The sequence below is a fragment of the Thorsellia anophelis DSM 18579 genome (assembly GCF_900111395.1).
GTDB lineage: Bacteria > Pseudomonadota > Gammaproteobacteria > Enterobacterales > Thorselliaceae > Thorsellia > Thorsellia anophelis.
Genome location: NZ_FOHV01000047.1, coordinates 1 through 12,820 on the forward strand (window position 1 = coordinate 1; position 12,820 = coordinate 12,820).

A 12,820-nucleotide genomic window follows, 5' to 3' on the forward strand; every position below is an offset into this window, starting at 1 on the left:
CAGTAAAAAAATCGGACAGGTCGCTTGACATTTATCGCTGACATCAAAAACAGAATAGGTTAACAGCACGTTTAATAGCGTGTTTTTTTGGAAGAAAGTTTTAGTGAAGTCTTTCAGATCTCGAATAACGGTGTTATCAGAACGCGCCCAATGCATCGTGAAATCAAAACTGTTTTTATCGCGTTTGGTGGTATTGGCGAAATAACGTGTATCAGTGCCATTAGAGATCACAAACAGTTGCAGGTATTTATAGAGCGAGTTTTCAGAATTAAAACTCTCTTTGCTATAACGGTGAATTTGGTTAAAGGCTTCACGAATCGCTACACCACGTTTTTTCAGTTCAATATGCACAAGCGGTAAACCATTCACCAAAATGGTGACATCATAGCGATTCGCATGTGTGCCAGTTTGTTCAAACTGTTTGATCACTTGGACTTTGTTCCGCGCGATCTGCTTTTTATCAACTAAGTAGATATTTTCAATATGGCCATCATCAAAGACAAAATCATAAATATAGTCATCATGAATTTTTCGTGTTTTATCAACGAGGTTATCACTGCTTTTATCCAAATATTCCTCAACAAACCGCGCCCATTCCACATCTGTAAATTGTGTATTATTCAACACCTGCAACTGCTTTCTAGCATTCGCTAACAGCTGTTTTGGCGTAGTGAGCTCCGCAATAAACTCATAACCTTGATTACGCAAATCCGCAATCAGTTCATTCTCTAATTGCTCTTCAGTTTGATGGCCTTTGCCAGTTTGCGTGATCTGCGTGTATTTATCTAAGACGATAAAATTATTGGTCTGGGCGATGGTTTTGCTTGCTGTCATAGTTGGGTGCCTAGTATTTTACATGATGTGTTTAAGTCCACTCTGTCTAATCAGCAAAGCCATTCCGTTCGCAATGCGTTTCATCGTTGGACTTAATTTGATGGTTTATGATTAAGTAATTTCTTCATCTGACGATCAAAATCCGATTCAAGTTTCTGCTGTTTATTAAATTTTTCATATTCTGCAAAGGCTTTTTGTTCAGCAGTTTTGCGATCTACCGTGCCGAATCCTTCTAGTATTTTATATTCATTAAAGGTCAAAAACTTATCAACACTTTCAGCAAATGCCTGCATCGTAAAGGTATTACGCCGTTCAATAATACCTTCGATATAGTCAAAAAAAGCAGTCACCGCACGCTCAAGTTTTTTGATTTCGGATTCGGTTAAATAGTTTTTGGCGATTACGGTATCCGATTTTAGTACTCTGCCATTCGGGGCATTTTTAAAGGTTTGCATGCCCATAATCGGCTTGTTCGCATCAGCATTTAGCGCAATAAGTTCTGCTGCTGTATGGCCGGTAATAGCAAAATGGAATTTATCTTGGACGTGCGCATAAAAACGTTTTGTCATCTCAGATTTGGGATCATAGTCGATACTACATTCTGCAAAGATATCTGTGATTTGTTGGTAGATACGTCTTTCACTTGCACGGATTGAACGCACACGTTCAAGTAGTTCATGAAAATAATCTTTCCCAAAGTAACGCCCATTTTTGAGGCGATCATCATCCATCGCAAATCCTTTGATGATGTACTCTTTGATAAGCTGAGTTGCCCAAATTCTAAACTGCGTTGCTTGAGTAGAGTTCACCCTGTAACCTACTGAAATGACCACATCAAGGTTGTAGTATTCTAATTTACGACTAACTTGGCGAGTTCCTTCAGATTGAACTGTTTCCAAAATGGAAACAGTTGCATCTTTATTTAATTCTTTTGATTCATAGATGTTATCAAGATGCTTAGAAATAGCCGCCTTTCCGACACCAAACAATTCCGCCATGCGTTTTTGTGTCATCCAGATCGTTTCATTACTCAACAACACTTCAACTTTTATCTCACCATTTGGTGCCGTATAAAGTAAAAATTCTGTAGTTTCATCTTTTAGTGTCAGTGAGGTTTGTTCCATTCATTTATATCCTTATAGTGAATGAGTAGGTTTAGGAAAGTTTAACAACATATCCCGATAATATTCATATTGCTTTTGACGTAGTTCGATTTCGCGAGGAAGGCCTTCTGTGATTGAGTTTGTAAGTAATTCAAAATTTTTTAACAAATTTACTATATCTTCTTGTTTATTTAGTGAAGGAAATGGCAAAAGTAAGTTTTCAAAAGTTGAAAGATTTATATTTTCCTGAGCACTTCCAGAACTTTTTGCTTGAAGTTTAGTCTTCCAAGAAGATAGCAAGTATTCAACATAGTCCACATTACATCTTTTGGGATCAGCTAAAAAGCCAATAATGCTATCAGGAAAACATGAGTCAAATCCGAGGATTGCTGTTTCAGCAATATTAGCAGCTATCGTGATACATAGAGTTCCTTTGGGCCATAATTTACTCTGATTTAAACCTAATTGACTATATGTTTGACTATATTTTTCAATGATATGAGAGGCATTTCTAATATCTCCAGTTTGAATAAACGGTATATTACCTCCATATAAATTTGGATCATTTCTTGGTCTGTGTTTAGACTTTCCTCTCCCAAATTCTAAAGCCACATCTTTAAGTGTTTTCCACTCAACTTCACCCTCATCAAAACTAAGTAATTTATCTCGATAATAATTGTATTGATTTTTACGTAGTGTAAGCTCAGCGGTAAGCTCAGCGGTAAGCTCAGTGAAAGCGTCAAGTATGCGGACAATTTCGTTTTGGATTTCGATTGGTGGGATTGGGATTTCGAAATTCTCTAACATCGGTTTTCTAATTGAAATTGAAGTTGCCCCAACACTTTTCATCAATATATATTTTTTAAAATTACTTCTCATGAAATGATAAAGAAACTTCGGAGTTATGAAATTATTCACAAGATGAATTCTATAAGCCCGTTGATGTAAAGCATACTTACCAGTTACAAAATGAAATATATCACCTATGCCACCCTCGCCAGGAATAATGATTGCAGTTTCATCAAACTCAAATTTATCAGAATGAAGCACATCTTTAGAACGAACAAACAATGGATATATACCATCTTCTTTTTCATCTTGTCTGTTTGAACTGCCCGTTCCAATTTCAGCTACTTTCTTTAGAGGTTTCCACTCAACCTCAACACCTTCAAGCAACTTCGCTAAATAATTGGATTTATCCATCACTCACCATCCTCGCCTTCGATTTCAGCAACGATTAAATCGATCTCTTTGCGGAGGTGATCGATTTTTTTGACGGTAACGTTTAGTTCTGCATTGAGTTGTTTGATATCAATCACTTCGAGAGTATCTTTAGCTTCGATATACGAGCTGACGGAAAGATTGAAATCATTATTGGCGATCTCTTCGTTACTGACAGATTTAGCGAAATGTTCAATATTCTCTTTGCTGGCAAATACGTTGAGGATTTGTTGAATATGCCCCAGATTATTCTCATCATCGTTATCGGTCAATATATTATTGTTGGTCTCTTTCTTGAACAGTTCACTGGCATCAATAAACTGCGTGGTATTGTCTGGTTTGTGTTTGGACAACACTAAAATGTTCACCGCAATTGACGTACCAAAAAACAGATTTGGGGCGAGGGAAATCACCGTTTCAACATAATTCTCTTTCACTAAATACTCACGGATTTTTTGTTCCGCACCACCGCGATAAAAAATACCGGGGAAGCACACAATTGCGGCGCGGCCTTTACTGGAAAGATAATTAAGTGCGTGTAACACGAACGCAAAATCTGCTTTGGATTTTGGTGCGAGTACGCCAGCTGGCGCAAAACGATCATCATTAATCAACGTGGGATCATCTGAACCGATCCATTTCACCGAATAGGGCGGATTAGAAACGATGGCATCAAACGGCTTGTCATTTAAAAAGTGGGGATTTAATAACGTATTACCTAACTGAATATTGAATTTATCGTAGTTAATGTTGTGTAAAAACATATTCATTCGCGCGAGGTTATACGTTGTATGATTGATCTCCTGCCCGAAAAATCCCTCTTCAATGATGTGTGCATCAAAATGCTTTTTGGCTTGTAGCAATAATGAGCCAGAACCAGCGGCAGGATCATAAATTTTATTTACCGTTTTTTGTCCATGCATCGCAAGTTGTGCAATTAATTTAGAGACATGCTGTGGCGTGAAAAATTCACCACCAGATTTCCCTGCATTAGCGGCATAGTTGGAGATTAAAAACTCATACGCATCACCAAACAGGTCAATCTGATTCGATTCAAAGTTACCAAAGCTTAATCCTGCAACGCCTCTTAACACCGCCGCTAGACGGCTATTTTTATCCGCAACGGTATTGCCTAAACGCGTACTGGTGGTATCAAAATCAGCAAATAATCCTTTAATATCTTGTTCAGACGGATAACCATTCGCAGAAGATTCAATTTCTTTAAAAATGTACGCTAAATCCGTATTTAAGTTCGGATTGGTATTGGCATTTGCGGCAACATTCACGAAAAGTTGGCTCGGATACATAAAGTAGCCTTTAGTCTTAATCGCATCTTCAATCAGAAAATCAGGCACATCGCTATCTGCCATTTCTGCATAATTCACAGAATCATCGCCATTCGCGATATGGAGCGCAAAGTTCTCACTAATAAAGCGATAAAACAGTGTACCTAAGACATACTGTTTAAAATCCCAACCATCAACAGAGCCTCGAACATCATTGGCGATTTGCCAAATTTGGCGTTGCAGTTCAGCTCGTTGTTGCGTACTTGTCATGACTTTTTCCTGTTTTGTTAATTTGATTTGTTCAATACGTTCTTGATAAATTCAGGTGTTTTTCGGGCAACGGTACCCCCGAAACCTGTCAGATGCATCTGAGGAATTGAGGTTTTATCAATTGTTCTATCGCTATCCATAGCATCCATTTTTTACCATCCTTGGTTTTATGTTGTTTTGTTGCGTTACGCTTGGTTATGGAACCTACTTCACGACAATCCGTTTGGCACAATCCCCATCTCAATCTCTTTGCTGACAGCATTGCTATTCCTTAACCACAAATGAAACTCTGCACCTTTTAGCGTACCTTTCGCACTGCAATCGACATTCCATAACCTTAATAAATACGGCGCTAACGCTTGTTTGATGGTGATGAGTCTTGCGCCGTTTTCCATACCGTAATCGAGCCTAATCGCAGATGGATATTTGATACTCGGATGTGGCACAACCTCTAAGGTGATTTCGGTTTGCCATGCACTGTCGCTGATGGCTTGTTCCTGTTCGGGTAATGGTTGCTCAGTGAGGCAAAGTGATTGACAAAGGTGCTCGAAGACCACTTCGGCTGATTGGATCCGCGTGAGTACAAAATCACGAAACGCTTGATGCTTTCTGTCATAAGCTCTCACATGCCAGCGCAAACCATTATTCACTAATGCATGTGGCACAATTTCACGCTCGGTTTCACCACTGGAAAGAGAGATAAAACGTATCTTTAATGGGCTATGTTTGTGAATCGCACGCGTTACAGCAGCCACGATGGCTTCGTTTGGCTGACTTAAACTGTGTAATTCAGCAACCGCAATTGGGCTTGGAACGAGATTATCGACACCATCACCAAACCCTTGCGCGATAGAAGAGAGAAGTTTCGGTATGTGATGTTCAAAAAACGGCGAAAACGTCGGAGTACGGACATGAACTTTGCGTTGTTTGTCGTAGGCAATGTTTTTAGGCGCAAGATTGCGGTAATGAATGTAATCTTTAGTCACTTGATTTGGAAAGATATTAAACCTTGAGATAATATCATTGCGATTCGCTTCGCCATAAAAATGCAACAAATAATCAATAAACGCCAATCGATTTCGCGTACTTTGCGGTACATCGGCGAGCGTCGGATAGATAATTGTTGTTTTACCTGTCATGCTTCCTACCATGAATTTTTTCAATTATAAGGATTAGGTTATATCATAGCAGAACTGAAACGTTATGTAAGGAGTTGTTTCGGGGAATTTGTAAAGATTGGGGACGGAAAAATGGCTTAATTTTTATTCTTCTCAAGTAGCTAGTCTCTGATTGTGAAATTGTAAAGTGTAGCGATACAAGATACACTCAGAACATGATTAAAGGATTTCGACATAAAGGGCTTGAATTATTTTACCTTAGTGGTACGACAAAAGGTATTCAAGTATCTCACACATCAGAATTGAGCCGTATACTTGCGGCACTTGATGTATGTGCTTTACCTGCTAATTTAAACTTTCCTTCCTTTCGTTTACATCAATTGAAAAGAGTGCTCAAGGGGTATTGGTCTATTACAGTTAATGGCAATTGGAAAGTGATCTTTTGTTTTAATGGTGCCGATGTTGAACTTATTGATTATTTGGGTTATCACTGAGCTTAGGAGTAAAGAAATATGATGAAGAATCCTCCCCATCCAGGCGAATTATTGCGAGAAGATGTGATAATTGAATTAGGAATTTCAGTGACAGAAGCCGCTGAAAGACTCGGTATGTCACGTGTGGCTTTTTCTCGCGTACTTAATTGTAAAGCCGCGATTAGCCCTGATCTAGCAATTAGACTTGAGCTAGCTGGCGTAAGTACGGCAAGAGCATGGTTAGCGATGCAAGCAGACTATGATTTATCACAAGCACTCAAACATACCCGGCCTTCTATTCGCCCTCTTTTCAATTTTGAATAATGCAATAGAAGATAACCCAACCAAGCGGTTTGGTTGGGTTATCTTCTATTGTTCCGCAGTCAATTAAGTTGACATATTCATCGAGGAATTAGAGACTAAGCGCTAAATAAAAAGAATCTTTCTGTTACAAGAACGGCAGATATTAAGTCGTAACCAGCTATTGGTTGAAGATGCAAAAAAAGAGATGACATCACCTGCCAAGGTTGCGTACCGTATATGTGTGAATGATAAATTTATTAGCGATTGTCACCATCAGAGACTACTTTCATTAACAGGACAAACGATGACTACTCTCTATGATCTAATTTACTTATGCCCTAATTGCCACCGCATCGTTCATACTAGCGAGCCGCCTTTAGCAATTGAGTAGCTGAAAGAACTATTTACAACCATGGAAGTACAATCAAGCATAGTGAAATATGTCTGAATAATAATAGGCGCGAATTATTAAAAACCGCTCAAACCTGTTTAGATTCCATTTACCAAAGCGGATTTCGGTACGCAAAAGCTGGCGTAATGCTAACTGACCTTGTGGATGAATTTCACTGGCAATAAGATATTTTTGATAACCACTAACGCAACAATAAGCTCATGAATGCTTTAGATAGCTTGAATCAAAAAAGTGTCTTACACGATTTTTTTTCCAGCCAAGGGATCAACCAAACATGGAAATTTAGAATCTAGAATAAGCTCTATGATATATTCATTTTACTGATTTGACTATCATACTATGTTTATTTTTAATTAAATGCAAAACAGTACTCAGTGAGCTAATCATTTTTTATTATTGGTTATAATTGCATAATTAAGCAAACTTAATTAATAAATAAAATTTGAGTTATTATGAGTTAATTTTTCTCAGAATTTTAACAAGTCATCTGCTTACAGTACAATACATTTTTTTATCCAATCGAGATAAAAAATAAATTATAACCCTGTTTGGTAGGTTTAATATTTTTCTTAAAATAAAGCATTTAATCTTATATGCTTATCTATTATAAATTTCTTTTTTAATTTGGTTGATCAACGTTATCTTTACAAAATCTTAATCAATAATCGTTTTATTGATATAAGACAATAAATAATTATAAGTCAATAATGCGCCTGATTGATTGATTTTGCTTTATCTGCTAGCTTAATCTTTAAGGATTATTCTTTTTATTTGCAGCTAATTTATTATTTTTTTTCTGACTGAATAATTATTTATTTTCATTGGTTAAGATGTGAGTTCTGATTGTTTTGGTTAGAGTCAATATTATGAATTTAATTAATTGAGGGTGTTAAGTGGTTTATTTAATTAAGTGCTTTATTTATTTTTTCATCTTTATAAATATGATAACAATTGGCTTTGCTAATGCAATTGAAAATTCAATAAAAGATGCCCATAGTAACAAGACCAAAGAAGTTATTGGGCATAAGCCTTATATACATTCTATTGGTGCTAATATTCAATTAGATAATCAAACGCTTTTTGATAGTCAAGGTAATCCAGTTTTGACAGTTGGTTCTATTTTATATATTGACTCTCAATTATGTGAATATACAAATGATATCATTGAAGTTACACCTGAATTAAAGATAAGGCAGAGTAAATATAATTTTATTGATGCGGATAAAGATGAGTGTATTGCTGAAAAACATGATATAGAGTGGTATATGGTAGAGCCGAGTACAGGACAGTGGGATGATGTTAATAGCTGGGAAGATTTGTTAAGTGAAAAAATCACCTCATCACAGTATCCTGAATCACTGCTACCAGCTGGAACAATCGCTAAAAATAGCTTAACCAGTAGTCTAAGAGTACCCTCAGAGGCGATAGGTAAGCGAATTGCCTTCTCTTATAGACCTTCATCAAGAATAACCGTCCCACTAGCACAAGGACCTACCATGTTTGTATGGGATTTGGATTACTATTTTGGTCAGATTGAAAATCCAAAAGGAAAATCAGACTTTATTAATGCTGGGCAAAAATTAGCTAGAACTGAAACCTATTCAGGGGGAGGGGTTGTAAACCCATTGATTAATTCACCAGAAATTAAGAATGTTACTTTAGAGGGTGAATTTAAAGTTAATGGACGTTTAACTGCTCAGTATGATTTTTATAGTCATACTGATTACGAGTTTGAAGATAGAAGTTTATTTTGGTGGGGCGCATTTGGCACAACTAGAGATAAGGCTTTATTTGAATCAGAAACAGGGTCTCTAAATGCGATTTCCCCGGCTCTTACATCTGAAGATGTCGGTCAAATTTATGAAGTCTCTATTAGGCCGATTAAACATGAAAATGGTTTTATAGTTAAAGGGGAAGTTGTGACTAAAACCACAGATGGAGAGTTTGAGGTTGAAGTAGAAGAGCCGTTTAGAGCGATAAAACTTGCCACAACAGTGTATCCAAAAAATGCAATCGGAGCGACTACGGTTCATGAATATGGAGAAGGGTTCCCTTCAACAGGATTTTATAGCGCAAGGTTTATCCTCTTTGCACAAGATGAACCTAATTCAGCTGCCGTCAGAAATAATAATATTAATAACAATAAAACTTGGCAATGGTATGTTAATGGTGGAGAAATCGCGACTTCATCTACACCTAGTATTAATACTTATGCTATGGTTGATTTAAATGGATTTGTCACATTGCTAAGTGAGCCTCCGTCAGATGGTGTCATTGAAATCTATGCTCAGAAAGGTTCTGTTCGTAAAAAACATTCCTTTTCTATTAGTCAGTGGTTACTGACATCAAGAGAGCTTAATACACTAAAATTAGTTCCATTAGCCGAAGCACAAAATATTTGTGATAGTAGGGGACTAAGATTGCCAACAATAGAAGAATTAACACCGAGACTAGCAAGGAACAATGACCCTAATAATAGTAACGGTAATAGTTATGAATTTGTGTACACATTTCCAGATGAACGTTTTTATAGTCAATGGGGTAAGCTCGCTCATATCAACACGCCATATGATCCAATCACAGGCAAGGCACTTTCTGGAAATTTATGGATGGCCCATCAGTATTACTGGACAAGTAGTATGACAACGACTAATCGACCAATTAGTATGGGATTAACTGATACAGGGTCATGGTTAGGCGAAACAAATGTTGCTAGAAATCGTGGAGTCACATGTGTTAAATCAACTGAACTAGCAATAGCTCCTAATATTGATAATTTAAAACCTTACTTTGGGTCTACACAAAGCGAAAATTTGCCAGTAAATGGTATTGTATTAGGTGAAAAGCTTTCTGCTACTTATAATTTTGAAGCCGGAACTAATCCGATCGATAAATCTCGTTATGAATGGAAGCATCTTGAGACAGGTAAGGTAGTTGCTTACGGTGTAGCAACTTCGGCTCAAAATCAAGGCAGAATCCCAGAATATACAGTATCGGCAAGTGATATTGGTTATACATTGGAGCTTTCTGTTCAGGCATACGATCTTATCAATAAAAGTGGGAATACTTTAAAGTACGAGTTTAAAGATATTAAGCCTGTTCTACAAACAGATTATCCTAAGATTGATAGCTTAAAAATTGTATCAAGAAATAATCAACCATATGTTATCGGAACAGATCTTTTTTTAACCTATCATTGGGACTTAGGATTTACTGGAAAAAGTCATTTTAAAGAGCAGTCTAATCTAATTTGGAGCTTGCCAAATGGAGAAAACCGCGTAGTTGTTATTAACCGAGATGATTCAACCGAATTAGCATCTGGTGTCATGAGAGATACCTTTGAATTAGAAGAAGGCCGTTACACAATAACTGCACAAGATATTGGTTCAATTATTCAAGTCACACTTGAAGCTAAAGCGATTGGTAATCAATCTGATGTCTATATTGGTAATACATTAACTGCTCAGTTAGGGATACCAACGCATAATCCAATGAGTGCAATTAAGTTAAGTTATACAGCTTATCCTAAAAATAATCAGGGATTTGAAACACAGCATGCATTTGGTAAAGGTTATCCTTCACTAGGGTTTAATGGCGCAAGGTTTCTGCTTATGGCACAAGATTTACCTGGAAGTTCTCAGGCAAATTCAAATAATGTGACTAATAATAGGCAGTGGCGGTGGAGAATTGATGGTGGATTGCCAGCAACTAATACCACACCATCTAGAAATCCTTATGCTATGGTTGATTATAGTGGTTGGGTGACATTATTAGCTGAACCACCTAAAGGTACCATTATTCACATAACAGCAGAACGTAATGGCCAAACAAAAGAACATTCTTTTAGTTTAGATAAATGGCTAGTGTCGCCAAGAGAATTAAACCAGCTTAGCACATTAAGGCATGATCCAGCTAAGGCGTTATGTGAAAGCAGAGGGTTGAGGTTACCGCTGCAAGAAGAGTTATCAGGTGTTAGAGAAGATTCAACTAATCCAGATAGAAGTTTTGGTGCTTCTAATAACGCTGCAGGAAGAGCTATTATCTATACGTATCCAAGTAACGACTATTTTAGTCAGTGGGGGAGTTTATCTCAGTTCCAAACGCGATATAATCCACTTACAGGTGCAACTGTGTCAGGTAACCATTGGTTGACTAATCATTACTGGACTGAAAGTAGGACTAAAACAGATAAGGTGATTTATGTTGGTATTACAGCAAATGGTGATTGGTTTGGTGAAGCAAATATGAATAACGCTAGAGCAACAGCGTGCATTAAGTCCCTTTAGTCGCTAGTTACTTATCGTTTTCTTGGTAAAAATAGTTTGATTAATCATCATGGTTAATCAAACTATTACCTTGTTAATAAAACTAATTATATCAACGTTCTGTAATTTAAATCATAGGCTCTTGTTGAATTATAATTTATTTTATTGTGATGAAATTATTTGAATTGAGTACATCATGTTCGATAGTCTATTCATGCAATAACTGTATTATTTAAATGATTTTAATAAAGCCAGTTGATTAATTAATATATGAATTTTCATTTATATCAGTTTTTTAACTCTTGTCTAAGCCGATATGTAATCTATTAGATTAGAGTTTGTCGCTAAATTAAGACATTTAAACATTTGATTTTTTTACATTATAATATATTGTCAATTTATGTCTTTAATTTGAGACAAATTCCGCTTAAAAACTTGTATACCCTCTGTTTTTCTTGATTTAATTTTCAATTTCCTGACTAATTAAAAAAACACAATTTTTTAATTTATCTTATTCTCATAAAATCTATCCGTATCTTTATGAATTTATTATTTACATTTATTTTTTTGCCATCCGCAAATAGATATTTTGATTTTTAATTAAAAAATGGCATGCAAATTGCTTTATACTCGTACTAGTAACTTAATTTAGCAATCCAATTTACATATAATAAATAAAAGGAATCATATGAGCAAAGCAATTTATAAGTTTACATATATTAAAAAAAGTCTTCTTTGGGCTGTAGTTATCAGTGCTCCTGTCTTTGCATCAGGGTGTACTTTAAACGATCTTTTATTAGGTGATGTTGAAGATAAATGCGAGAAATATGCCGATCCAAGTAGTTATGATTATGACTTAAGTAAGTTAACAACGAATGAACTTTATAATTGCCGCAATGAACAATATAGACAAACTACTTATTCGAATTCAACCATATCACAAACTCAAATTAATCTAAGAAATCAACAAACAGAATTAGATAGACAACGTTTAGAGATTGAGCGAGCTCAGATTGAAAATCAGCGTCAAAATGCTAATAATCAAGCAGAATTAGCCCGTTTAAACAGAGAGCTTGAATTTAAACGACTCGAGTTGAAAAGACAAGAGCTAGAAATTCAAAGAAAATTGCAAGAGGAAGCTGAAAAGGAAGCGATTAGAGTTGCTGAAAGAGCTAAGGAAAAAGAAGCTAAACGATTAGAGAAAGAAGCAAAAAAAGAACAGAGGCAAGAAGATAGAGAGAACAAAAAAACAAACACGCCCCCTGGCGATGATGGTGAGTTAGAGTCACCTACAGATCAAGAAGGAAATGATAGTGAGGGAAGCGATCTGACTGATACTCCTACTATAGAAGATAATAATTCAGGAGAGCAAAGTGAAACAGATACTTCAGGTACAGACCCCGATTCAGGTCTTACCCAAAGTGAAGCAGAGTCTCAAAAACAAGCTGAATTAGAGGCAGAGCAAGCAGCTTTAGAAGCAGAGTCTCAAAGACAAGCTGAATTAGAGGCAGAGCAAGCAGCTTTAGAAGCAGAGT

10 protein-coding genes are annotated in these 12,820 nt (G+C 36.4%); 5 read left to right on the forward strand and 5 right to left on the reverse strand.

Annotation, left to right across the window (positions count from 1 at the left end; translation table 11 throughout):
• From BMW37_RS14325 to BMW37_RS14345, 5 genes are all read right to left on the reverse strand, one after another.
• On the reverse strand, positions 1–834 hold an 834-nt coding region (locus BMW37_RS14325; RefSeq protein WP_245711085.1), incomplete at its 3' end, for a type I restriction endonuclease.
• A 92-nt stretch (positions 835–926) separates the two neighbouring features.
• Positions 927–1,958, reverse strand: a complete 1,032-nt coding sequence (locus BMW37_RS14330; protein ID WP_093322585.1) for a virulence RhuM family protein — start codon at positions 1,956–1,958, stop codon at positions 927–929.
• A 12-nt stretch (positions 1,959–1,970) separates the two neighbouring features.
• Entirely contained in the window at positions 1,971–3,140 is a 1,170-nt protein-coding gene (locus tag BMW37_RS14335; protein ID WP_093322588.1) for a restriction endonuclease subunit S, read from the reverse strand.
• A complete protein-coding gene (locus tag BMW37_RS14340; RefSeq protein WP_093322590.1) occupies positions 3,140–4,714 on the reverse strand; it encodes a type I restriction-modification system subunit M in 1,575 nt (524 codons plus the stop codon). Before BMW37_RS14340 ends, BMW37_RS14335 begins: the two co-directional genes overlap by 1 nt.
• A 209-nt stretch (positions 4,715–4,923) precedes the next feature.
• Positions 4,924–5,853, reverse strand: coding sequence for a helix-turn-helix transcriptional regulator (locus BMW37_RS14345; protein WP_177168692.1), 930 nt, complete (start codon positions 5,851–5,853; stop codon positions 4,924–4,926).
• Positions 5,854–6,047: 194 nt separating this feature from the next.
• On the opposite strand from BMW37_RS14345, the gene BMW37_RS14350 reads away from it, so the two are divergent.
• The 5 genes from BMW37_RS14350 to BMW37_RS14365 form a co-directional block, all read left to right on the forward strand.
• Positions 6,048–6,326, forward strand: a complete 279-nt coding sequence (locus BMW37_RS14350; RefSeq protein WP_093322595.1) for a type II toxin-antitoxin system RelE/ParE family toxin — start codon at positions 6,048–6,050, stop codon at positions 6,324–6,326.
• Between the two features lie 18 nt (positions 6,327–6,344).
• Positions 6,345–6,629: a HigA family addiction module antitoxin gene (locus BMW37_RS14355; RefSeq protein WP_093322598.1), complete on the forward strand. Its 285-nt coding sequence runs from the start codon at positions 6,345–6,347 to the stop codon at positions 6,627–6,629.
• A 423-nt stretch (positions 6,630–7,052) separates the two neighbouring features.
• A complete protein-coding gene (locus BMW37_RS16075; RefSeq protein ID WP_425441804.1) occupies positions 7,053–7,184 on the forward strand; it encodes a DinB/UmuC family translesion DNA polymerase in 132 nt (43 codons plus the stop codon).
• Between the two features lie 729 nt (positions 7,185–7,913).
• Positions 7,914–11,306 carry a hypothetical protein gene (locus BMW37_RS14360; protein WP_093322600.1) on the forward strand — a complete coding sequence of 1,131 codons (3,393 nt, stop codon included), beginning with the start codon at positions 7,914–7,916 and terminating at the stop codon, positions 11,304–11,306.
• 667 nt (positions 11,307–11,973) lie between these two features.
• A partial coding sequence (locus tag BMW37_RS14365) for a hypothetical protein (RefSeq protein ID WP_143047683.1) occupies positions 11,974–12,820 on the forward strand: 847 nt, incomplete at its 3' end.